Source organism: Phocaeicola coprocola, assembly GCF_041333015.1.
GTDB classification, from domain to species: domain Bacteria; phylum Bacteroidota; class Bacteroidia; order Bacteroidales; family Bacteroidaceae; genus Phocaeicola; species Phocaeicola coprocola.
In genome coordinates this window covers 2,001,909-2,025,643 of sequence record NZ_JBGKGM010000001.1, presented here as the reverse complement: position 1 = coordinate 2,025,643, position 23,735 = coordinate 2,001,909, and the positions used below count along the sequence as shown (strand labels likewise).

The window sequence follows — 23,735 nt, the reverse complement described above, 5'->3', positions numbered from 1 at the left end:
CGATATAAAGAAAAAAGTCTTGCCGCAACTGACTATATGAGATGACATATCATCCTTAATCAGTAGCAGCAAGACTCTGCTATCCTTTGACCAAAGGATATAGTAAAAAATTAAATACGTTTTTTCTCCTTTTTATACCAGACAGCAAACCAGATTATTGCAATCAGCACACAAACAGCACCGAGAGGATAAGATATACTTTCAGATAAGGCAAGTCCTTCTGGAGCTATTAATATATAGGTAGAACATACTGCCGTCATGAAAAGAGCAGGAATAAGCGTTACCCAATAGTTTTTCTTTTCATGTACCAGCCATACAGTAATTGCCCACAGTGTGAAAACAGACAAAGCCTGATTGCACCAGGCAAAATATCGCCATATAATCTTAAAACCCTCTGTATCGCCAAAGCTGTACAACAGCAATGCAATAGTCACAAGGAATATAGGTATACAGATAAGCAAACGACGACGAATACTGCGTTGCTCTACATGAAAGAAATCAGCAACAATCAGACGTGCAGAACGTAATGCTGTATCTCCACTGGTAATCGGTGCAGCTACAATACCAAGTATAGCCAAAATACCCCCGAAGGTTCCCAGCCAGTCCTTCGAAATATCAGTAGCTACCTTCGCTCCCGAATAGGCAACTCCAGTTGCTTCATCTACAATACCGTTTTCATGGAAAAAATAAGTGGCCGCAGCAGCCCAAATCAAAGCAACAATACCTTCGGTCACCATTGCTCCATAAAAAATCGGACGACAATGCTTTTCATTGGTGATGCATCGTGCCATCAATGGAGATTGCGTAGCATGAAAACCACTAATGGCTCCACAGGCAATGGAAATAAACATCATCGGGAAAATAGGATTCCGTTCATATTTTGTTCCAAATCCATTCCACATTTCAGGCAAATCCGGACTTTTTACATACAGCATAACCAAAATTCCTACAGCCATGAAAAGCAAGGCAAAGGCAAACAATGGATAAATCTTACCGATAATCTTATCAATCGGCATCATCGTTGCCAATATATAATAAAGGAATATCACGATAACCCAAAAATAAACATCAAGAGAAGCGGGAGTCATACCAGCCAATAATTCCGCCGGTCCTGAAACAAACACAGCTCCAACCAATATCATCAACAGAACTGTAAAGACACAGGCTACCTTTCGGGTTCCGCTTCCCAAATATCGTCCTATAATCTGTGGCAGACTTTCGCCTGAATTTCGAAGTGACAGAGTTCCGGCCAGGAAATCATGTACCGCGCCTGCAAATATAGTTCCGAAAACAATCCAAAGATAAGAGGCTGTACCAAACTGTGCCCCCATAATAGCACCGAAAATTGGTCCGAGACCTGCAATATTCAAAAACTGGATCATAAATATTTTCCATGTAGGAAGAGGTATAAAATCTACCCCGTCGGTCATAGTCAGTGCCGGAGTCTTACGGTTGGGATCGGGAGCAAACAGTTTATTGACATAACCTCCGTAAATCCAATAACCGACTACTAACAGAATTAAAGCTATACTAAAAGTTATCATAATAAAAAGTATTTAAGTGAGCGCAAAAGTAATAATTTAAAAGAACATATTGCTATCTTTGCAAAACTAAAAAACGAAATTATGTACAACAGACTTATAACTATTTACATTGTTATTTTGGGGTTCATTATTCCCCTGTCCGGATATGCTCAACCCAAATATGAAATACGGGCAACCTGGCTCACCACATTGGGCGGACTGGACTGGCCTTCGCATAAAGCAACATCAGCCAAAACTATCGAACTTCAGAAACAAGAATTATGTAAGACACTCGATGCACTGAAACGTGCAAACTTCAACACCGTATTGTTTCAGACCCGTTTGCGTGGAGATGTCATTTATCCATCTGCCATAGAACAGTTTACAGAATCCTTAACCGGACACGAAGGAGGAAACCCCAACTACGATCCACTGAAATTTGCCATAGAAGAATGTCACCGCAGAGGTATGGAACTGCATGCATGGATTGTAACCATCCCTATAGGAAATACCCGACAGGTTAAGCTTTTAGGTAAAAAATCTGTAACACGAAAACAGCCCTCCATCTGCAAGCTATATAAAGGGACATGGTATCTGGACCCGGGAAACCCTCAAACAGATAATTATCTTGCAAGTATTGTGCGCGAAATTGTTTCCCGCTACGATATAGACGGCATTCATCTCGACTATATCCGATACCCGGAACGGGCATCAGACTTTCCCGACCAGAGTACGTATCGCAAATATGGCAAAAAAGAATCTTTACAGCAATGGCGCAGAAATAATATCACCCGCATTGTGCGGCGTATTTATACAGAAACAAAATCGCTAAAGCCCTGGGTAAAGGTAAGCAGTTCTCCTGTTGGAAAATACAACGATACCAAACGCTATCCCTCAAGGGGATGGAATGCCTATGAAGTCGTTTACCAAGATGCACTCCAATGGCTGAAAGAAGGAATACACGATGCTTTATTCCCGATGATGTATTTTCAGGGAAATCATTTTTATCCGTTTGCCCTCGACTGGCAGGAAAATAAAAACGGACGATGGATTGTTCCTGGGTTAGGTATTTATTTTCTCCACCCCAAAGAACAAAACTGGCAGCTTGATGAAGTGGTACGGCAAATCTCTTTTTTGCGTAATATAAAACTTGACGGACAGGCTTACTTCCGCAATCGTTTTTTGGTTGACAATACAAAAGGAGTGTTCGATGAACTGAAAGAGCATTTCTACACACAACCTGCTGCCATTCCTGCTATGACATGGATAGACAGCATAGCTCCTTCCGTTCCGGCAAATCCCGTTTTTATCCCGTTGGATAAAGGAGTAAAGTTAAGCTGGAATGCATCTACCGATAATTCCTCGGTTCCGGTATATTATCGTATATATGCTTCGAATACTTATCCGATAGATATCACACAGGCATCAAACCTGATTGAAATAAGAACTGACTCTACGCAGTATATCTTCTGTCCCGAAGTTCCATGGCAAGAACGGATATATTGGGCAGTTACAGCTGTAGACAGGTATGGAAATGAAAGCCTGCCTCTGGAAATGAATCAGCCATTCACGACAAGCTACGTAACAAAACAAGAAAAACGATAGGACATAAGCAAAATAATCCGTACTTTTGCACATTCAATTGAACAAAAACAAACAAATAATATCTCATGAGCAATCAACGATACATGCAGCGCGGTGTTTCCGCATCGAAAGAAGATGTGCATAACGCCATTAAAAACATTGACAAAGGTATTTTCCCTAAGGCTTTTTGTAAAATTATTCCTGATATTCTAGGTGGTGATCCGGAGTATTGCAATATCATGCATGCTGACGGAGCCGGTACTAAGTCGTCTTTGGCTTATTTATACTGGAAAGAAACTGGTGACTTGTCTGTTTGGAAAGGAATTGCACAGGATGCCTTGATTATGAATATCGACGACTTGTTGTGTGTCGGAGCTGTAGACAATATCTTGGTATCGTCAACTATCGGACGTAATAAACTGCTGGTTCCGGGTGAAGTGATTTCGGCTATCATCAACGGAACAGACGAATTGCTTGCCGAATTGAGAGAAATGGGAGTAGGTGTTTATGCAACAGGAGGTGAAACTGCCGATGTTGGTGACTTGGTTCGTACTATTATTGTCGACAGTACAGTGACATGCCGCATGAAACGTGCTGATGTAATTGACAATGCAAATATCCGTCCGGGAGACGTTATCGTAGGTCTGGCTTCGTACGGACAGGCTACTTATGAAAAAGAATATAACGGCGGTATGGGTAGCAATGGCCTGACAAGTGCACGTCATGATGTTTTCTCTAAATACCTTGCAGAGAAGTATCCGGAAAGCTACGACAAGGCAGTTCCAGAAGAATTGGTTTACAGCGGCAACTTGAAATTGACAGATGCAGTAGAAGGCTCTCCGCTGGATGCAGGAAAGCTGGTTCTCTCTCCTACCCGTACTTATGCGCCTGTTGTTAAAAAATTGCTGGATGCTCTTCGTCCGCAAATTCATGGTATGGTTCACTGCTCAGGTGGTGCACAAACTAAAGTATTGCATTTCGTTGGAGACAATTGTCGCGTAATCAAAGACAATCTCTTCCCTGTACCTCCATTGTTCCGCACTATCAAAGAACAAAGTGGAACCGACTGGGATGAAATGTATAAGGTATTCAATATGGGACACCGTCTGGAAGTTTATTTGTCACCGGAACATGCTGAGCAGGTTATCGAAATCAGCAAATCATTCAACATCGATGCTCAGATAATCGGACGCATTGAAGAAAGCGATCATAAAGAGCTGATTATCCGTAGTGAATTTGGAGAATTCAAATACTAACTAATAAGAAAGCTTACCATAGTCATAAATAATAAAGTTCTACAATAGCCATCTTAACAAAAATATCTATTCGATGACTATTTCATTCAGGAACAATTATTTTATGGCAGACTATGGTAAGCTTTTGTTTTGCAAAATAACAACTTATATATTAGAGAATTAATAAACTAACACTCTTTGGAATATGGCAGAAAACAATACCATATTAGAAAAATTGGACGGATTAGTAGCTCGCTTCGAAGAGGTATCAACCCTGATTACCGACCCGAACGTTATATCTGACCAGAAACGATATGTAAAGCTGACGAAAGAATATAAAGAACTGGGAGATCTTATGCAGGCACGCAAGGAGTATCTGCAGTGCCTCAACGGATTGGAAGAGGCCAAAATGATGATGGCTGAGAACGATCCTGAAATGAAAGAAATGGCTCGCGAAGAAGCAGCTGCTTGCGAAGCTCGTCTTCCACAACTGGAAGAAGAGATTAAGCTTCTGCTGGTTCCTGCTGATCCGCAAGATGATCGCAATGCTATTCTGGAAATACGAGGTGGTACAGGAGGAGATGAAGCCGCTATTTTCGCAGGGGACTTATTCCGTATGTACTCAAAATATTGTGAATCGAAAGGCTGGAAACTGGAAGTATCTAGTGCAAACGAAGGAGCTGCCGGAGGTTTTAAGGAAATTATTTGTTCGGTAACAGGAGATAAAGTTTACGGAACTCTTAAATATGAATCAGGAGTACATCGTGTACAGCGTGTACCGGCTACTGAAACTCAGGGACGCGTTCATACATCAGCCGCTTCTGTAGCTGTACTACCCGAAGCAGAGCCGTTCGATGTAGAAATCAATGAAGGCGAAATAAAATGGGATACATTCCGAAGTGGCGGTGCTGGTGGTCAGAATGTAAACAAGGTAGAATCAGGAGTTCGCTTGCGCTATAATTGGAAAAATCCTAATACCGGTGTAGTGGAGGAAATTCTTATCGAGTGTACAGAAACCCGCGACCAGCCTAAGAATAAGGAACGTGCCTTATCACGTTTGCGCACTTTCATCTATGATAAAGAGCATCAAAAGTATATCGACGACATTGCATCTAAACGTAAAACAATGGTCAGCACAGGAGACCGTTCTGCTAAAATCCGCACATATAATTATCCACAAGGACGTATAACCGATCACCGTATCAATTATACGATATACAATCTGGCAGCTTTCATGGATGGAGATATCCAAGATTGTATCGACCATCTGATTGTTGCAGAGAATGCAGAACGATTGAAAGAAAGTGAGTTGTAATAGCTGATTTTTCACTAAAATGCTAAGGCACTGGTTACAAAAAACAATTCAGACCTTCAATGGGGCGCTCCAGATTAATCTGAAGCGTTTTCCCATTACTTTATTCTTTATTTTATCTTTAACCTGTTATCTCTGTTATTTAGTAGCAGCTGATCAGCCGGAGAACAAGAAACTTTACTGGATACTAGGATACTACCTATCGGTAGGAACTTTACTTTCTCTTTCCCTGCATTTATGGTGTGAGGAAATCAAAAGTTTGATAAAAAAGAGTATTATTCAAACAGGAGCACATGCACTCCTGATAGCCGATGCATTTTATTTATACTCCTATTCTTATGAGAAGTCTTTCACTGAAATAGGAATTGCTCATGGAGCAGGACTTTTGGCCATAGGGCTTTCTATCTTTTTTCTCTCTTTTCTAAAAGAGAAAAATGATATACCGAGCTGGAATTTCGCAGTATCAAGTATTACATCATGCATTACAGCCAATTTGATAGGATGTGTGATGAGCTGCGGAATCAGTCTTTTGGTATTGTCATTGCATAAACTATTCAACATAGACATTGATACCCGATATTATTTATATATCGTTATCATATGTAATGTATGTTTGCCTCTGTTATTATTCCTGGGACTATTACCTTCCAGACAAGAGAAACATAACACATTCCCTTTATTACATTCATTCTTAAATAATGTAATTCACTATTTATTCCTTCCACTTACGGGAGGATATCTGATTGTACTTTACATTTATGCACTACGTATTCTAGCCAGTTGGGAACTTCCGATCGGATGGGTTTCATGGCTGGTCATTGCATTAATGACTGGATGTATTGCCATTGAATTCGGATTATATCCAACTCGAATGGCACATGGCAAGCGCATGGATGAATTAATAGCCCGCTGGCTTCCTGCATTTGTATTGCCTCTGCTTTGCTTAATGACTATAGGCATTATCCGGCGATTTAATGATTATGGAGTGACAATCAACCGCCTGTATTTAATCACACTCAACGTCTGGTGCTACTTTGTATGCATAACTCTGATTTTGATTAAGGCCAAAAGAATCAATTGGATTCCTGTTTCTTTTTCTATAATTTTTCTGTTGACTTCAATTCTACCGGTCAATTACTCAAGTATTACACAAAAAACCATTCAAAACGAAATTAATAAGGAGATTCAGAATACTCAACAGAAAAAACTTCCTTTTTCTCATGAAGAGTATACACAATGGCTAAAGAATTTTTCTTCTGCAAAAGCACAATCTATTAACGAAAAAATTATTTATCTTTACGAATGGTTTGGTAAAGAAAGCATAGCACAATGGATTGATGAAAACGTTTCATTATATATGCTCCGTACAGAGTTCAAAAATGAAGGCGAGACTCAAGGTACAACTTCCTATTCTGGAAAGTCAGCCTCAGAAGCTTTTATAAACATCCCTGACGGATATGATAAATTACAATACGTGAACCAATACTACGTTTCAACTAATGACGAATGCGAAAAACAAATATTGGCCATACCGTTACAACAAGAGAACGATACTGTGTACATAAGCTACCAGACCCTTGAGAAGCTTAACCAATATAAATATGGAGAAATGCCTCCGACAGAATTGAAATGCAACTCAAATAGAAAAATATTTTACCTCACCGAATTTTCGGTCGAGAATACCACAGAAAACAACAAAAAACATACACAAGTAAGTATAAACGGTTATTTATTCAGCAAATAATTTAAAACCCTATAGATATGAACAAACAGCAATTATTCGAAAACATTAAAAACAAAAAATCTTTTTTGTGTGTAGGACTGGACACTGATATCAAAAAGATACCAGAACATCTGTTAAAAGAGGAAGATCCTATTTTCTCTTTCAACAAAGCTATTATTGATGCTACAGCTCCTTACTGTATTGCTTATAAACCCAATCTGGCTTTCTATGAAAGTATGGGAGTAAAAGGATGGATCGCATTCGAAAAGACTGTAGAATACATTAAGAAAAATTATCCTGACCAGTTCATCATTGCTGATGCAAAACGAGGAGATATAGGTAATACTTCTGCCATGTATGCTCGCACATTCTTCGAAGAGCTTAACATTGATTCTGTAACTGTAGCTCCTTACATGGGAGAAGACAGCGTGACTCCATTCCTCACTTATGAAGGTAAATGGGTTATTTTGCTGGCACTTACATCCAACAAAGGTTCACACGATTTTCAGTTGACTGCCGATCCGGAAGGTGAACGTCTTTTTGAAAAGGTTCTTCGTAAATCTCAAGAATGGGCTAATGACCAAAACATGATGTATGTTGTTGGAGCCACTCAAGGACGTATGTTCGAAGATATTCGTAAGATTGTTCCTAATCATTTTTTATTGGTTCCGGGAATCGGTGCACAAGGAGGCTCACTCGAAGAAGTATGCAAGTACGGAATGACCAAAGAATGTGGTCTGATTGTCAACTCCAGCCGAGCTATTATCTATGCAGATAAAACTGAAAACTTTGCAAAAGTAGCAGGAGAAGAGGCTCATAAAGTACAGCAACAAATGAGTGAATTACTGAAAGCTATCTTATAATAAGATCTTTCCCAAAGAATAACTTCCTGCTACTAAATCAGGAGAATTTGTTAAATCAATCTAAAATACTGTCTTCCGTTTTTATACATGGAAGGCAGTATTTTATTTTATAAATCAGAGAAAAAGAACACTTTTCCGATAGGATACAGATAAATAATTTACATTTTACACGGATATATAAAAAAAAAATACGTAATTTGCATAATTAACAACGTGGATGTAGTTTTAAAGACATTCCAAAACTCAAACTATTAAAGTAAAAAAAGAACAAAAACATCAATTATGGAGTTTTCAGCCAAGCAAATTGCAGAATATATCCAAGGAACAATTGTGGGAGATGAAAATGCCACTGTACACACTTTTGCTAAAATAGAAGAAGGTATCCCAGGTGCATTATCTTTCTTATCAAATCCTAAATATACGCATTTCATATATGAGACTCAATCGTCCATTGTATTGGTCAATAAAGATTTCACACCTGAACATGAGGTAAAAGCAACTCTGATTAAAGTAGAGAATGCCTACGAAAGTCTGGCAAAGCTGATGACCTTATATGAAATGAGCAAACCGAAAAAAACTGGCATCGATCCATTGGCTTCAATTTCACCTAGTGCAAAAATTGGCCAGAATGTTTATATAGGTCCTTTTGCTTGTATAGAAGACGGAGCTGAAATTGGAGATAATACCTATATACATCCGCAAGTAACAGTTGGAGCACATGCCCGAGTTGGAGAAAACTCTATTTTATATCCTCAAGTAACAGTATATCATGACTGTCGCGTAGGGAACAATTGCATTATACATGCCGGGGCGGTTATCGGAGCTGACGGATTTGGTTTTGCACCATCACCTGAAGGTTATGAAAAAATCCCCCAAATAGGTATCACTATCATCGAAGATAATGTAGAAATTGGAGCTAATACATGTGTAGACCGTGCTACGATGGGAGCAACAGTTGTACATAAAGGAGCAAAGCTCGACAATTTAATCCAATTAGCACATAATGTAGAAGTCGGCAGCCATACCGTGATGGCATCACAAGTTGGAGTTGCCGGATCTGCAAAAATAGGAGAATGGTGTATGTTCGGAGGACAAGTTGGAGTTGCCGGACACATAAAAGTAGGTGACCATGTAAACGTTGGAGCACAGTCTGGAATACCGGGTAACACAAAATCTGGAAGTACTTTAATGGGATATCCAGCTATTGAACCGAAGCAATTTGCTCGCTCATCTGCAATATTCAAGAAACTCCCAGAGATGTACACTGAACTAAACCGATTACAAAAGGAAATTGAAGAACTAAAAAAACAACTTAATAAATAAACCCATGTTGAAACAACAAACTTTAAAAGGCAGCTTTTCACTGAATGGCAAAGGGCTTCACACAGGAGTCAAACTGACAGTTACATTCAATCCTGCCCCAGAACATCACGGGTATAAAATTCAGCGAATAGATCTAGATGATCAGCCCATCATTGATGCAGTAGCTGAAAATGTAGTTGATACAACCCGCGGTACAGTCTTGGTGAAAAACGGGGTAAAAGTAAGTACCGTAGAACATGCCATGGCCACACTTTATGCAGCTGGCATAGACAATTGCTTGATTCAGGTTAACGGTCCGGAATTTCCAATTCTGGACGGAAGTGCCAAAGCATATGTAGAATGTATCAAACGAGTTGGCATTGAAGAACAAAATGCGCCGAAAGATTTTTATATAATCAAGTCTAAGATTGAGTTCCGTGATGAAGCTACCGGTTCATCCATTACCGTACTTCCAGATGATAAATTTAGTGTCAACACACTAATTTCATACGACTCAAAAATACTTACCAACCAATATGCTACTTTAGAGAATATGGAAGATTTTCCAGCAGAAGTAGCATCGGCACGTACTTTTGTTTTTGTTCGAGAAATCGAACCATTGCTTAATGCTGGTCTGATTAAAGGAGGCGATCTGGATAATGCGATTGTCATTTACGAAAAGCAAATGACACAAGAGAACTTCGATAAGCTGGCAGATGTAATGGGAGTACCTCATATGGATGCAAGCCAATTGGGATATATCAACCATATTCCATTGGTATGGCCTAACGAACCTGCACGTCATAAGCTTCTTGATATTATCGGTGACTTGGCATTAATTGGAAAACCTATTAAAGGACGAATCATTGCTACCCGTCCGGGACATACAATCAATAACAAGTTTGCCCGTCAGATACGCAAGGAAATTCGTTTGCATGAAATTCAAGCACCTGTATATAATTGCAACGAAGCACCAATCATGGATGTAAACCGCATTCGCGAATTACTTCCTCACCGTTATCCATTCCAATTAGTAGATAAAGTTATTGCCATTGGAGCAAACCATATCGTTGGTATAAAAAATGTAACATCCAACGAACCGTTCTTCGTTGGCCATTTCCCTAACGAACCGGTCATGCCTGGTGTGCTTCAAATAGAAGCAATGGCACAAGTCGGAGGATTGCTGGTATTGAACTCTTTGGATGATCCGGAAAAATATTCTACTTATTTCTTGAAAATAGACAATGTTAAGTTCCGGCAGAAAGTTGTTCCGGGTGACACGTTAATATTCCGTGTAGAATTAATGGCACCTATCCGCCGAGGAATTTCTACTATGAAAGGCTATATCTTTGTTGGCGAAAAAATTGTCTGCGAAGCTGAATTCATGGCACAAATAGTGAAAAACAAATAAAAACGATACATAAACAAGGATGAAGAATTCTATCTAATACATTTAGACTGAATTCTTCATCCCTGCAATTTATACTCTTAATACTTAATACTTCTTATAAAAAATATGATTAGCCCATTAGCATACATACATCCAGAAGCTAAAATAGGAGAAAATGTCGAAATAGGTCCCTTTGTATTTATTGACAAGAATGTAGTGATAGGCGACAATAATACAATTATGCCCAACGTAAACATTTTATATGGTTCACGTATTGGAAATAATAATCGCATTTTCCCAGGAGCAGTCATCGGAGCGATTCCACAAGATTTAAAGTTTCGTGGAGAGGAAACAACCGCAGAAATCGGTGACAATAATACCATCCGTGAGAATGTAACAATAAACAGAGGAACAGCTGCAAAAGGAAAAACAATAGTAGGCAACAATAATCTGCTGATGGAAGGAGTACATGTTGCTCACGATACAATTGTCGGAAGCGGATGTATTATAGGAAACTCTACAAAAATGGCAGGCGAAGTTATCATCGATGATAATGCAATTGTCAGTGCCAATGTTTTGATGCATCAGTTCTGCCGGGTAGGAGGTTATGTTATGATTCAGGGAGGATGCCGTTTCAGTAAAGATATTCCTCCTTATATCATTGCCGGTCGCGAACCGATTGCATATAGTGGAATTAACATTATCGGATTACGCCGTAGAGGATTTTCAAACGAATTAATTGAAAACATCCACAATACATATCGCATTATTTACAACAGCGGAAAAAATGTTAGTGATGCTTTGCAGCAAATTCGTGAAGAGATTACTATGACTCCGGAAATTGAATATATCGTTTCTTTTATTGAAAATTCGGAAAGAGGAATTATCCGATAAAGAAAATTTTATATCTTTACAACATCAACGAATATTAAACAGGAAAGAACAATGGTATATAAATTCAGAATCATATCCGATGAAGTCGATGATTTCTTGAGAGAGATAAAAATCGACTCAGAAGCTTCTTTTTACGATTTACACGAAGCTATATTAAAATGTACCGGTTATAAAGATGATCAGATGACTTCTTTTTTCATCTGCGATGATGACTGGGAAAAAGAAATTGAAATTACTTTAGAAGATATGGGTAATGGAAGCTCTGAAGAAGATACTTTCGTTATGAAGGAAACTCCATTAAGTGAACTGTTGGAAGACGAAAAACAGAAATTACTTTATGTATTCGATCCGCTTGCTGAACGTGTTTTCTTTATAGAGCTTTCCGAAATTATTACAGGAAAGGATTTACAACATGCAACTTGCTCACGCAAAGAAGGAAATCCACCTAAACAAACCATTGATTTTGATGAGCAAATGAATACAAACACTGCTCTCGATTTAGATGAGAACTTCTATGGTGACCAAGATTTCGATATGGAAGACTTCGATCCGGAAGGCTTTGATATGGAAGGAGGAAGCAATCCTTACGATGAAGACAAATATTAATTAACAGATATTGTAATTGTTATTTTCATCTACGCGAAAAGGAGGAAAATCTCGAAAGACAAATAACGGATACGAGATTATTCCTCCTTTTTTAGTTGCTTTAAAAGAATATATGAATAAACCAACACTCATTGTACTGATAGGTCCTACAGGTATAGGTAAAACAGATTTAAGTCTATCTATTGCCGAAGCATATCATACCTCTATTATTTCAGCTGATTCACGACAGCTTTATGCCGACCTGAAAATAGGGACGGCAGCCCCTACCCCCGACCAGTTAGCACGTGTTCCACATTATTTTGTAGGAACTCTGCAACTGACAGATTACTATAGTGCGGCACAATACGAAAGTGAAGTACTGAAAAAGCTTAATGAATTATTCCAAGAAAAAAGCGTAGTAGTACTTACAGGAGGATCAATGATGTATGTCGATGCCGTATGCAAAGGTATTGACGACATTCCTACCGTAGACAATGATACACGTCAGTTAATGCTGGAACGTTACGAACAGGAGGGATTGGAACGTTTATGTGCAGAGTTAAAGCTTCTTGATCCTGAATATTACAATATTGTTGACTTGAAGAATCCCAAACGCGTAATACATGCACTTGAAATATGCTATATGACAGGAAAAACATATACATCTTTCCGTACACGTACATGTAAGGAGCGTCCTTTCAACATATTAAAAATCGGATTAAAACGCGACAGGGAAGAACTATACGATCGTATTAACCGTCGAGTAGACATGATGATGGAAGAAGGATTACTGGAAGAAGCACGAAAAGTATATCCGTACCTCAACCTGAATTCACTGAATACCGTAGGATATAAAGAATTATTTAAATATTTCGACGGAGAGTGGGAGTTACCTTTCGCTATCGAAAAAATAAAACAGAACTCACGCATCTATTCACGTAAACAGGTAACATGGTTTAAGCGTGATACAGAAATAGCCTGGTTTCATCCTGACTCAACACAGGAAATCATGCAATACATTGAACAACATCTGGCATAAAGCAAACATTTATTCCTGGTGAACTGCACATTTAAAATAGAAAAATAGTCCCGATTCGGTACAATTCTTTCAAATCCATCTCCGACCGAATCGGGACTAGTAACATAAAATAATACATGTTGTCCGATAATACTTTTCAAATCATCAATAACTTATTGATATACATAAAATTAAACAACAACTTTAATAAGGGAGCTTATCCATAAAAATAATACTTAGAATCAGCTTATTCAATATGTTTATCGAAAACAAATAACAATAATACCATTAAATTACACCCGTTCGAGACACAGAGCTAGTGTTTCACTGAGTGTATCCGAGGTAAGTTTGCCTTAGAAGTAATGATGGAAAGTTAATAGACAATTTTGCATTTCAATCGAGTAGGAGGTAAACATTAATCATAGGTGTTTATCTCCTATTTTCATGTTCACCGACCTCTCACACCACCGTACGTGCCGTTCGGCATACGGCGGTTCCTATTTTGGGTACCATTCGAGATACGAGCCCATTAAGGTAGGATATCCTGCTTTTCGCAGGCTATCATTATTTATCGCCACTTTCAATATAGGACTGTCAGCGATACGCCAATAACCTTTGCGAGTGTTACCCCATTCACATGCCTTATATTTTTCTATACCGCATTTAATGAGGTTCCCCACCTTGGTCTTGGGTTTCTTCCAAGCTTTCCATATACACATACGTATTCTACGTCTTAACCACTCATCTGTGTCAAGAAGAAAGCGTTTCATATCGGCAAGGTGATAGTATCCAATCCACCCACGTATGTAATCTTTCAGCTTCTGTTTCCTCTTGACGTATCCCCATCCATTGCTACGATTAGTCAGCTCTTTGAGGCTCAATTTCATCTTTGCTTTGGATTTAGGGTGTACTGTAAGGCGATATTTGCCTTTCATTACATAAAAGGAATAACCGAGATACTTCACTCCTCGAACATACGATACTACAGTCTTTTCCTTGTTGACTTTAAGATATAGAGTTCCCTCTATAAATCGGGTTATGGACTCTTTGACTCTTCTTGCTGCCCTTTTGGACTTACAGAATATCATCGAGTCATCGGCATACCGCACAAAAGGAAGTCCTCTGCGTTCGAGTTCCTTGTCCAGCTCATTGAGCATAATATTACTTAACAATGGACTTAGTGGTCCTCCTTGGGGAGTTCCTTCCTCGCTCACTTCGAACAGACCTTTGTTCATTACACCGCTTCGGAGATATTTGTGTATCAGACTGACAACTCTGCCGTCTTTAATAGTACGGCTGAGAATTTCTATGAGTTTGCTATGGTTCACGGTATCGAAGAAGCGTTCAAGGTCAAGGTCTACAACGTACGTGTAGCCTGTATTGATTATCTCTTGGGCTCCTCTCACCGCGTCATGACAACCTCTTCTCGGACGGAAGCCATAACTTCTCCTGGAGAATTGTTTCTCATATATAGGACTCAGAACTTGGTTAATGGCTTGTTGCACCAAACGGTCTACCACAGTGGGGATTCCTAATAGACGCATCTTGCCATTGTCCTTGGGGATTTCTACCCTTTTGACGGGGTTCGGACGGTAAGAACCGTCCATCAAGGAACGGATGAGCGCATCTTTGTTGGCTAATAGCCATAAAAACAATTGTTCACATGACATATTGTCGATACCGCCACAGCCCTTGTTTCCAATCACTGCCTTATAGGATCGGTTTAGGTTCGCAGGACTCAGGATTTGCTCGAAAAGGTGTTCCTTGTCGAATGGTACTTCCACGATGTTGTCTTCACATATCCACATGAAAGTCTGCACTCCCTCATACCATTCGGTTTCCGACCTATCTCTTTGAGGGCAGTCATTAACTTCGGATAATGTTTTCTGCATTCGTTCTTTCATTAGGTATGTTTCAATTACTATCGTTTAATTATTAGGTTCAGTCCTTCGCAAACCTATCGGCTCGTTTGCTACTATGACTTCTGCTGACTTCTCACGGCAAGCTTTACTCCGCTGATTTCGATTTTTTTCTATTTTCATGCGTCCGTGAGACCTCCTCGGATAAGGGTATTAACTTTCAATCTTATGTCTGCTTCATCTACATTAACCGTTCCGAATAGCTATAGGGCTTTGGTTTGGGTAGCAACCTTACCCACGGTTTTTATGCCTTATATGAAGTTTCTGTTCGTCAGACCAGATGTTTGCCGCCAGCTTCTTTCAGATTCCACCTCACGATGGACACCCTTGCTATTGGCTGTATGATTCCCGCTATTAGGGCTCATTGGGGACTTGCACCCGTTAGCTAATACTCATGCCGAGCATACTATCAAAAAAGCATGTGAAACAAAGCCTGAAGACTTTTATTTCACATGCTTTTTATATTAATCTATCAAAGCTATCTCTCCCTTAAAACAGAGAGAAACTAGATTCTACATAAAGAACTTAAAGACAAAGATAACCGACAAAATATACATAGCCGGAGTCAATTTCTTATAATTTCCGCATAATAAATTTATCAGCACATAGCTTATCATTCCCAATACAATACCATCAGAAATACTATAAGCCAAAGGCATAAAGATAATACATATAAATGCAGGTATAGCCTCCGAATACTCAGTAAGATCAACTTTCTTGATAGAAGACATCATCATCAATCCTACCAGAATCAGTACCGGAGCAGTAGCAGCCCCCGGAACAGCCAGGAAGAAAGGAGCAAGAAACAAAGCAAGCAAGAAACAAACAGCTGTAACAAAAGCTGTCAGACCGCTACGTCCACCCTCACCTACTCCTGAAGCACTTTCCACAAAAGTAGTAATTGTACTGGTTCCCAACATAGCACCTACCGTTGTACCAACAGCATCTACCAAAAATGCTTGTTTCAAGTGAGGAATCTTTCCTTCTTTTGTCACCATACCAGCCTTAGTAGTTACTCCCACCAGTGTACCGATTGTATCAAACATATCTACAAACAAGAAAGTAAACACTACTATTACCATTTCTTTAGTAAATATATGTTCCCATTGGAATTTAAAGAAAATCGGCTCAATAGAAGGAGGAGCACTTACAATGCCGTCAATATGTGTCAATCCCATTGGAATACCAATAATTGTAGTCAGCAAAATACCAAAAAGCAAAGCTCCGCGTACACGCTTCACCAACAAGATAGATGTAACCAGCAAGCCGATAATTCCCAGCAAAGCAGAACCTGAAGTTATATCCCCCAACGAAATAAGAGTCGCATCATTATTCACAATGATACCAGCATTCTGCAAACCCAGAAAAGCAATAAACAGACCAATACCTGCACCAATCGCATTTTTCAATGTAGCCGGCAAGGCATCAACGATCTTTTCACGCAAATTGGTAACTGTCAGCAAGATGAAGATAATACCCTCCAGCAAAACGGCAGTCAGTGCAAATTGCCATGAGTACCCCAGTGTCAAACAAACAGTATAAGCAAAAAAGGCATTCAGTCCCATACCCGGAGCCAGTCCGAAAGGTAATTTGGCATAAAAAGCCATAAGCAAAGTAGTAAAGGCCGACGCTATCACAGTGGTAGTAAACAACGCCCCTTTATCCATTCCCGTAGCACTCAGGATGTTCGGATTAACAGCAAGAATATAAGCCATCGTCAGGAAAGTTGTGATACCAGCCAGTACCTCAGTACGTACACGTGTCACTTTCCGGTCGAAGCCAAACAATTTTTCCAGCATACTATTTATAATTTTATGATAAATCTATTAGAAAGTCCACTTCATTGCCAGCGTAGGGATATAATAGAATCCGTTACGAGTAGCAAAATTCGTACTCATCTCCCACTCTGTACCAACGCTTAAATTCAAATCCTTATTTACATGCTTAAACTGATTCAGGTTTACCCAGAACTGAGGCTCAGTCATAAAGATGTAATTATGTTCGTTACCGTGAACATCAAAATGTTTCTCACGCCAGAAATCAGCAAAACCGCTGAAAGTATACTTACCCTGACAGAAGTTGATAGTCCATGTACCAGTCACCTGGAAGTTATGCGGTTCGTCATTCTTCTGGATATACTTATACATTACCTGCACACCAAACACACGAGAAAAGTCTGCACTGTTCCAGTTGTATGCCGGACCGGCCAGAAAAGCATTGTTAATATAATTCAAACCACCATTATATTCTATATGAGCAGATACAGGAGCTTTCCAGAATTTCAGTTCACGGCTGATTTCCCAATAAGCAGAAGCCACGCCCTTATCTGTATAGTCCATATCAACAAAGAAGAAAGTACTACCCCACTTGTCAGCTTTAAACATTTCTACTGTAGTAGTAACCCATGGACGGTCCTCCAGAGAATTGTACATAGCACGTCCTAAATCATAATGCAACTGGATGTTTTGTGCCTTTGCCACTCCTGCAAAACAGCACATCAAAAGAACGAATAAGAATGTTTTTTTCATCGAATTTTAATTTTGCTTAATAATTTGAAAACGCAAAAATAGTAAAAAATCTGTTTAAAAGCATAAATAAAAGCTATTTTGTTTCTCTTTTTAGCATTAATCTCCTTCTACACACCAATCATATACCTTAATTATATATGCGAAGAACATGCAGTCCTCATCGACTGCCCCGATTACTTTTTCCGCCAAAAGTCCAATACCCTCCGATAGAAATGTTCAGTCACGTCACACCTATGTAACAAAAGAAGGGCTTTTTTTGATTTAGGTCAAAAAAGAGGCACTTTTTGCAATATATATGCTATAAAACATATTTTCTATTAAAATAACTCGTATATTTGCAGTGTAAAACAAAAGGAAATAATAAAAGACTAGACTTAACTAGATTTGAATTTTTAAGGTTAAAGGTTGAAAAGATGAATTAAAAAGCCGGCCGTGAGGCTCGCCGTAAAATTAAAAAGTAAAGTTTTCAGGTATTATTTAATGTTTAACTAAAAAAGAAAGGATAACATTATGAAAAAGGTAAAAAACATTTTTCACAAGATCGTAAATGCAGATCCAATGATCTGGGGTTACGTAATGCTGAACGATAAGATCAGCAAGTAAAAACAAGCTGAATGCTGAAAAAGGCTTCAGCTTTGAGAGAGAATCTGATAAATGCCGAGAGGCGTGTAAATAATCAACTAAGCGGTTGCACATGCGACCGCTTTTTTTATGTATCTTTGTCAGCAAATCAAGTTTTCACCTATGGCATATACACCGATAGATACCGACAACGCAGAGTTCCAAAATGCTTTAAAGCTGATACAATACACCCGCCAGTCGGTTTTCCTGACCGGAAAGGCCGGAACCGGTAAATCTACCTTTCTGAAACATGTATGCCAGATTACCAAGAAAAAATTTGTGGTACTTGCCCCGACAGGCATTGCAGCCATCAATGCAGGAGGAAGTACCCTGCACAGCTTTTTCAAGCTCCCTTTCTATCCCCTCCTGCCCGACGATCCCAACTTTAGTCTGAAAGGAGGAAAACTGCACAGTTTCCTGAAATATTCATCAGACCACCGCAAACTCATCAAGAATATCGAACTGGTGATCATCGACGAGATTTCCATGGTACGTGCCGATATCATCGACTTCATCGACAAAGTGCTACGTGTATATTCACAGAACATGCGCGAGCCCTTTGGCGGAAAACAGCTGCTGCTCGTAGGAGATGCCTTCCAGCTGGAACCGGTAGTGAAAAGCGATGAACGAGAAATTATTAATCGCTTCTACCCCAATCCCTACTTCTTCTCTGCACGTGTATTCCGCGAAATGGAGCTGGTAGCCATCGAGCTGACTAAAGTATACCGACAGACCGACAAAGTCTTCGTCAACGTGCTCGACCATATCCGCACAAACACCGCCGGAGCAGCCGACCTACAACTGCTGAACACACGTTACAACGCCCCGGTAAAGGCAAGCGAAAACGACATGTACATCACTCTTGCTACTCGCCGAGACAACGTAGACTATATCAACGAACGTCGTCTTGCCGAACTTCCCGGCGAAGCCGTCACCCTGCAGGGAGAAATACATGGCGAGTTCCCCGAAAGCAGTCTTCCTACACTTATGGAACTGACCATAAAACCCGGCGCACAAATTATTTTCATCAAGAACGATTCCGAAAAGCGCTGGGTAAACGGAACCATCGGAACCATTTCCGGTATCGATGCCGACGGAATCATATATGTCATTACCGAAGACGGAAAAGAACTGGACGTTCATCGCGAAAGCTGGAGCAATATCCGCTACCGCTATAATGAAGAAGAAAAGAAAATTGAGGAGGAAGAACTGGGAACATTTACACAATATCCTATCCGCCTTGCCTGGGCTATAACCGTACACAAAAGCCAAGGCCTTACATTCAGTCGGGTAGTCATCGATTTTACCGGTGGAGTTTTCGCCGGCGGACAAACCTATGTCGCTTTAAGCCGCTGTACTTCATTGGAAGGCATCTGCCTGAAACGTGAAATAACCCGTGGAGATATCTTTGTCCGCCCCGAAATTGTAGCTTTTTCACAACGGTTCAACAACGAACAAGCCATCGAGCGTGCCATGAAACAGGCACAAGCCGACATACAATACGTAGCTGCTGTCAAAGCATTCGATAAAGGCGACTTCGAAGAATTTCTCAATCAATTCTTTAAGGCTATCCATTCACGTTACGATATAGAAAAGCCCCTCCAGCAGCGTTTCATCCGGAAAAAGCTTGGCACCATCAACAAGCTGCGCGAAGACAACAAGCGACTGAAAGAACAGATGCAGGAACAGCAGAAAAATCTTCAAAAATACGCCAAAGAATACTATCTGATGGGAAATGAGTGCATCACACACATGCACGACACCCGTGCGGCACTTGCCAATTACGATAAAGCCATCGAACTGTATCCTGACTACGCCGATGCATGGGTACGTAAAGGAGTCACCCTGTTTAATGCCGACCGTATAAATGAAGCTGAAGCCTGTCTAGACAAGGCTGTACGTCTGCGCCCGATGGAATTTAAAACCGTTTATAACCGCGGAAAACTGCGTCTTCATACAGGAGATACCGAAGGAGCTATTGCCGACCTCGACAAAGCTACTACCCTGAAGCCTCAACACGCCGGAGCACACGAATGCTTTGGCGATGCACTTACACAAGCCGGAAAAGAAATGGAAGCAGCCATCCAGTACCGCCTTGCCGAAGAGCTCCGCAAGCGTAAATCCAATCAATAAAATAGTTAGTTTTCTTCTTCAGACACAGGAATTGTCATCTGCTTCAGTTCCTCCAGTGTTCCGTTGAACACATTCAGGTCCACCTGTTCCCTTATGCCCGGCAATGTACCGGCATCTGTATGCTGCCAGAATCTCCACTGGCCCTTATATTCTACAGAATCAACATAATAATGAGCAATCCAATACGGATAAGTATTGAAGACAGAATCGTTCAGATAACGAGTTTTAAACTTATACGAAGTATAAAGAATAGGCTTCACTTTATAATGCTGTTCTATTTTACGAAGCCATACCAGCAAATCTTTCCGCAAACGGTCGTCATCATCCCCTCGCTTTTCTATATCCAGCACAGGAGGAAGATCTCCCGGCTCCAGCTGAACCGAGCGGATAAAGAAATCAGCCTGCCGCGAAGCATCTGTCTTTGGATTATAAAAATGATAAGCACCGCGGATAAACCCGTACTGTCGCGCCAGATCAAAGTTATGGACAAATGTAGTATCACTGAAATCTCCACCTTCCGAAGCTTTCAGAAAGACAAAACGGATAGGGAATGGAGTAAACTGTGTCTTGCTGAGCACTGCCCAGTTTATTTCACCCTGATGGTGAGAAATATCGAACCCATGCACCCGATAGCCTGAAGGAAGACATACGCCATATGCCTTTGTACCATAGCAAGGCTTCCATCTGTATGCATAAGGACGGATAAAGAAATAATAAAACCCGATGACCAGCAATGCAGCAGCCCCTCCCATCAGAATATAATATATCCACGATGGAACTTCCCACTTACGTGCTATTTTCTTTTTATCCTTGCTGCGTCTGGTTCTTCTCTTCGGTCCTCCAGAAGAAGTCGTATTCGATGAAGAAGAACTCGTGCGCTTACGGGATGTAGTTTTGCGAGGCTTATTTACCACCATTATGGGCGGTTCTTTTGTCATAGGTTCTATCCAGTTACATTAAAAAATAGTCACTGCACCTCTCTGCCAGTCACAGACAGGCAGAGAAGGCAATGACAGATTTCTTTATTTATAAGCAATTATTATTTTGCTTGTTCAAGCTGCAAAGTCTTAGTCGGCTGATCGCAAACTTCAGTAGGACCAAAGTACTGGATCGGACCCGGATAAACATAAGCAGTTTCTTTAGCCCAAGTTTCACGCTGAGCAGCGAAAGCCTTGAACGGAGCACCATCCAACTTAACCAGAGCTTTCTGGATAACCGGTTTCATTTCACCGTGACGGCGTTCCATGTTCATCATCATTGTGATAGGCACACCACCTGCAATCCATTCAGCAGCCGGAGCAGTAGTGTTACGAACTGATGACATATAACCAGTCTTACCGTTAGCAATCAACATAGATGCAGTGTAACCCAAAGAGTAGCAATAGTCAGCATCGAAGTTAGATGGAGCAGCGCAACGTCCTTCGTAACCGAAGAAGTGGTGCTGAGCAGCAAACTTACCAACATATTTACCTTCTTCTTTCCATGCAGCCAACTTAGTAGCAACCATTTCAGACAACAGTTTTTCAGTTTCGATCAATGAAACCTGAACGTTTCCGTGCGGGTCACGATCCAAAGACAACTGACGAGCAACACCTTCCGGCAGAGAAGCGTAGATAGCAGCATTTTCCGGAGTCAGCTTGCTGATGATGTATTCACGCTGTTTAGAACGTTTGATGTTGTTGAATTCTTCACCGTTAGCAGCCAAGAAGTCGTTCAATTCAGCGATCAGACGCTTCATAGCAGGGATGAATTCGATCAAACCTTCCGGAATCAATACTGTACCGAAGTTGTTTCCTGCAGCAGCACGGTCAGCTACAACCTGAGCAATATATGTTACTACATCATCCAAAGACATGTTCTTAGTTTCAACTTCTTCAGAGATGATACATACATTAGGCTGAACCTGCAAAGCACATTCCAAAGCGATGTGAGAAGCAGAACGTCCCATCAGTTTGATAAAGTGCCAGTACTTGCGAGCTGAGTTACAGTCACGCTGGATGTTACCGATAACTTCAGCATAAGTCTTACAAGCAGTATCAAAACCGAATGAAGTTTCAATCATGTCGTTCTTCAAGTCACCGTCGATAGTCTTCGGACAGCCGATAACCTGGATACCATAGTTCTTAGCTGCATAATATTCAGCCAATACACAAGCATTTGTATTAGAGTCATCACCACCGATGATAACCAATGCTTTGATACCCAATTCTTTCAAGATTTCATAACCTTTTTCGAACTGATCTTCTTTTTCCAGTTTAGTACGACCAGAACCGATAATATCGAAACCACCAGTATTACGGTATTCGTCGATAATATCAGCTGTCAGTTCCATATATTTGTGGTCAACCAATCCACCAGGACCCAGGATGAAACCATACAATTTGTTTGCAGGGTTCAATTTCTTTACGCCATCAAACAAACCAGAGATTACATTGTGTCCACCAGGAGCCTGACCACCAGACAAAATTACTCCCACGTTCATAGGAGCATATTCTTTTTCTTCTCCTTCAACAAATTTAATCAACGGCATGCCGTAAGTATTCGGGAACAATTTCTTGATTTCTTCCTGATCGGCAACCGACTGTGTAGGTTCTCCTTCCTGTACCTTTACAGCACCCTTCAATGCCTTAGGCAATTTTGGCTGATAAGCAGCTCTTGCAATTTGTAATGCGCTTTTTGTCATAATTGTTTTTAATTTATATAAGGTGTATAAATTTCGGTATGGCAAATTTCGCCTTTTTTTCGGAAATATGAAAACGTATGCAAAAAAAATGTTATCTTTACCCCGCAATCAATCTATTTTATTAACCCATTAAAACAATAAAACTATGGCTAGTAGAAGAAATTTAAAAAAGAACGTCAATTATATTTCCGACCTTATCGCAGGTCTGTGTATCGTAGAAAGCATGAATGCCAAAGATGAAAACCGTGAAGAACTGAGCAAATTGTTCCTTCAGGCAGTCAATCTCCGTCAGGACATCATCAGCCGCATCAGCCATACTGAACCGGGTAATGTAAAAGGCTTCTATAAGAAACTGAAAGAAGACTTCAACAACGGTACACAAACTATTTTCAAAAAATTGGAAGAACTGGGTAAATAAGGAG

The 23,735-nt window shown here is 40.2% G+C and carries 18 protein-coding genes; 12 read left to right on the top strand and 6 right to left on the bottom strand.

Features of this window, described 5'->3' with window-relative positions:
• Positions 1-110: 110 nt before the first annotated feature.
• Positions 111-1,544, bottom strand: a complete 1,434-nt coding sequence (locus ACDG22_RS08365; RefSeq protein ID WP_270669121.1) for a carbon starvation CstA family protein — start codon at positions 1,542-1,544, stop codon at positions 111-113.
• An 81-nt stretch (positions 1,545-1,625) separates the two neighbouring features.
• On the opposite strand from ACDG22_RS08365, the gene ACDG22_RS08360 reads away from it, so the two are divergent.
• The 10 genes from ACDG22_RS08360 (at position 1,626) to miaA (ending at position 13,450) form a co-directional block, all read left to right on the top strand.
• The gene (locus tag ACDG22_RS08360) at positions 1,626-3,128 is read left to right on the top strand and encodes a glycoside hydrolase family 10 protein (RefSeq protein ID WP_270669122.1); all 1,503 of its coding nucleotides are present in this window, start codon (positions 1,626-1,628) and stop codon (positions 3,126-3,128) included.
• A 65-nt stretch (positions 3,129-3,193) separates the two neighbouring features.
• Entirely contained in the window at positions 3,194-4,363 is a 1,170-nt protein-coding gene (locus ACDG22_RS08355) for an AIR synthase-related protein (RefSeq protein ID WP_022125087.1), read from the top strand.
• 184 nt (positions 4,364-4,547) lie between these two features.
• Complete coding sequence (prfA, locus tag ACDG22_RS08350) at positions 4,548-5,657, top strand: peptide chain release factor 1 (RefSeq protein ID WP_007564885.1); 1,110 nt, start codon at positions 4,548-4,550, stop codon at positions 5,655-5,657.
• 19 nt (positions 5,658-5,676) lie between these two features.
• Positions 5,677-7,398 (top strand): DUF4153 domain-containing protein, encoded by a 1,722-nt coding sequence (locus tag ACDG22_RS08345; protein WP_270669123.1) that lies wholly within the window; start codon positions 5,677-5,679, stop codon positions 7,396-7,398.
• A gap of 17 nt (positions 7,399-7,415) precedes the next feature.
• Positions 7,416-8,240 carry an orotidine-5'-phosphate decarboxylase gene (gene pyrF, locus ACDG22_RS08340; RefSeq protein ID WP_007564889.1) on the top strand — a complete coding sequence of 275 codons (825 nt, stop codon included), beginning with the start codon at positions 7,416-7,418 and terminating at the stop codon, positions 8,238-8,240.
• Positions 8,241-8,522: 282 nt separating this feature from the next.
• On the top strand, positions 8,523-9,563 hold the full coding sequence (gene lpxD, locus ACDG22_RS08335; RefSeq protein WP_007564891.1) for a UDP-3-O-(3-hydroxymyristoyl)glucosamine N-acyltransferase: 1,041 nt from the start codon (positions 8,523-8,525) through the stop codon (positions 9,561-9,563).
• Between the two features lie 4 nt (positions 9,564-9,567).
• Positions 9,568-10,953 (top strand): bifunctional UDP-3-O-[3-hydroxymyristoyl] N-acetylglucosamine deacetylase/3-hydroxyacyl-ACP dehydratase, encoded by a 1,386-nt coding sequence (locus tag ACDG22_RS08330; protein ID WP_007564893.1) that lies wholly within the window; start codon positions 9,568-9,570, stop codon positions 10,951-10,953.
• Positions 10,954-11,058: 105 nt separating this feature from the next.
• The gene (gene lpxA, locus ACDG22_RS08325) at positions 11,059-11,826 is read left to right on the top strand and encodes an acyl-ACP--UDP-N-acetylglucosamine O-acyltransferase (RefSeq protein ID WP_007564895.1); all 768 of its coding nucleotides are present in this window, start codon (positions 11,059-11,061) and stop codon (positions 11,824-11,826) included.
• A 51-nt stretch (positions 11,827-11,877) separates the two neighbouring features.
• On the top strand, positions 11,878-12,432 hold the full coding sequence (locus ACDG22_RS08320) for an IS1096 element passenger TnpR family protein (protein ID WP_007564897.1): 555 nt from the start codon (positions 11,878-11,880) through the stop codon (positions 12,430-12,432).
• Between the two features lie 112 nt (positions 12,433-12,544).
• On the top strand, positions 12,545-13,450 hold the full coding sequence (gene miaA, locus ACDG22_RS08315; protein ID WP_007564899.1) for a tRNA (adenosine(37)-N6)-dimethylallyltransferase MiaA: 906 nt from the start codon (positions 12,545-12,547) through the stop codon (positions 13,448-13,450).
• A 476-nt stretch (positions 13,451-13,926) separates the two neighbouring features.
• Here miaA and ltrA read toward each other — a convergent pair whose 3' ends face one another.
• The 3 genes from ltrA to ACDG22_RS08300 all read right to left on the bottom strand — a co-directional run bounded on the left by ltrA (position 13,927) and on the right by ACDG22_RS08300 (position 17,876).
• Entirely contained in the window at positions 13,927-15,333 is a 1,407-nt protein-coding gene (gene ltrA / locus ACDG22_RS08310; protein ID WP_007567634.1) for a group II intron reverse transcriptase/maturase, read from the bottom strand.
• A 527-nt stretch (positions 15,334-15,860) separates the two neighbouring features.
• Positions 15,861-17,147: an NCS2 family permease gene (locus ACDG22_RS08305; RefSeq protein WP_178269915.1), complete on the bottom strand. Its 1,287-nt coding sequence runs from the start codon at positions 17,145-17,147 to the stop codon at positions 15,861-15,863.
• A gap of 27 nt (positions 17,148-17,174) precedes the next feature.
• Entirely contained in the window at positions 17,175-17,876 is a 702-nt protein-coding gene (locus ACDG22_RS08300) for a nucleoside-specific channel-forming Tsx family protein (protein WP_007570589.1), read from the bottom strand.
• Between the two features lie 744 nt (positions 17,877-18,620).
• Here ACDG22_RS08300 and ACDG22_RS08295 point away from each other — a divergent pair.
• On the top strand, positions 18,621-20,630 hold the full coding sequence (locus ACDG22_RS08295; RefSeq protein WP_178269914.1) for an AAA family ATPase: 2,010 nt from the start codon (positions 18,621-18,623) through the stop codon (positions 20,628-20,630).
• A 5-nt stretch (positions 20,631-20,635) separates the two neighbouring features.
• Here the strand turns inward: ACDG22_RS08295 and ACDG22_RS08290 are convergent, their stop codons facing one another.
• Both ACDG22_RS08290 and ACDG22_RS08285 read right to left on the bottom strand, forming a co-directional pair.
• Positions 20,636-21,568 carry a glycoside hydrolase family 25 protein gene (locus ACDG22_RS08290; protein WP_118482969.1) on the bottom strand — a complete coding sequence of 311 codons (933 nt, stop codon included), beginning with the start codon at positions 21,566-21,568 and terminating at the stop codon, positions 20,636-20,638.
• A gap of 101 nt (positions 21,569-21,669) precedes the next feature.
• Positions 21,670-23,313 (bottom strand): diphosphate--fructose-6-phosphate 1-phosphotransferase, encoded by a 1,644-nt coding sequence (locus ACDG22_RS08285; RefSeq protein WP_007570582.1) that lies wholly within the window; start codon positions 23,311-23,313, stop codon positions 21,670-21,672.
• Between the two features lie 145 nt (positions 23,314-23,458).
• On the opposite strand from ACDG22_RS08285, the gene ACDG22_RS08280 reads away from it, so the two are divergent.
• On the top strand, positions 23,459-23,731 hold the full coding sequence (locus tag ACDG22_RS08280; RefSeq protein WP_007570580.1) for a hypothetical protein: 273 nt from the start codon (positions 23,459-23,461) through the stop codon (positions 23,729-23,731).
• Positions 23,732-23,735: the final 4 nt, after the last annotated feature.

What these genes read in the sequence shown, in the direction of transcription:
- ACDG22_RS08330 (WP_007564893.1), top strand. Translation starts at nt 9,568, where the DNA reads ATGTTGAAACAACAAACTTTAAAAGGCAGCTTTTCACTGAATGGCAAA.
- miaA (WP_007564899.1), top strand. Translation starts at nt 12,545, where the DNA reads ATGAATAAACCAACACTCATTGTACTGATAGGTCCTACAGGTATAGGT.
- ACDG22_RS08295 (WP_178269914.1), top strand. Translation starts at nt 18,621, where the DNA reads ATGGCATATACACCGATAGATACCGACAACGCAGAGTTCCAAAATGCT.
- lpxD (WP_007564891.1), top strand. Translation starts at nt 8,523, where the DNA reads ATGGAGTTTTCAGCCAAGCAAATTGCAGAATATATCCAAGGAACAATT.
- ACDG22_RS08300 (WP_007570589.1), bottom strand. Translation starts at nt 17,876, where the DNA reads ATGAAAAAAACATTCTTATTCGTTCTTTTGATGTGCTGTTTTGCAGGA.
- ACDG22_RS08320 (WP_007564897.1), top strand. Translation starts at nt 11,878, where the DNA reads ATGGTATATAAATTCAGAATCATATCCGATGAAGTCGATGATTTCTTG.
- prfA (WP_007564885.1), top strand. Translation starts at nt 4,548, where the DNA reads ATGGCAGAAAACAATACCATATTAGAAAAATTGGACGGATTAGTAGCT.
- ACDG22_RS08280 (WP_007570580.1), top strand. Translation starts at nt 23,459, where the DNA reads ATGGCTAGTAGAAGAAATTTAAAAAAGAACGTCAATTATATTTCCGAC.
- ACDG22_RS08290 (WP_118482969.1), bottom strand. Translation starts at nt 21,568, where the DNA reads ATGACAAAAGAACCGCCCATAATGGTGGTAAATAAGCCTCGCAAAACT.
- ltrA (WP_007567634.1), bottom strand. Translation starts at nt 15,333, where the DNA reads ATGAAAGAACGAATGCAGAAAACATTATCCGAAGTTAATGACTGCCCT.
- pyrF (WP_007564889.1), top strand. Translation starts at nt 7,416, where the DNA reads ATGAACAAACAGCAATTATTCGAAAACATTAAAAACAAAAAATCTTTT.
- ACDG22_RS08305 (WP_178269915.1), bottom strand. Translation starts at nt 17,147, where the DNA reads ATGCTGGAAAAATTGTTTGGCTTCGACCGGAAAGTGACACGTGTACGT.
- ACDG22_RS08285 (WP_007570582.1), bottom strand. Translation starts at nt 23,313, where the DNA reads ATGACAAAAAGCGCATTACAAATTGCAAGAGCTGCTTATCAGCCAAAA.
- ACDG22_RS08355 (WP_022125087.1), top strand. Translation starts at nt 3,194, where the DNA reads ATGAGCAATCAACGATACATGCAGCGCGGTGTTTCCGCATCGAAAGAA.
- ACDG22_RS08360 (WP_270669122.1), top strand. Translation starts at nt 1,626, where the DNA reads ATGTACAACAGACTTATAACTATTTACATTGTTATTTTGGGGTTCATT.
- ACDG22_RS08345 (WP_270669123.1), top strand. Translation starts at nt 5,677, where the DNA reads ATGCTAAGGCACTGGTTACAAAAAACAATTCAGACCTTCAATGGGGCG.
- ACDG22_RS08365 (WP_270669121.1), bottom strand. Translation starts at nt 1,544, where the DNA reads ATGATAACTTTTAGTATAGCTTTAATTCTGTTAGTAGTCGGTTATTGG.
- lpxA (WP_007564895.1), top strand. Translation starts at nt 11,059, where the DNA reads ATGATTAGCCCATTAGCATACATACATCCAGAAGCTAAAATAGGAGAA.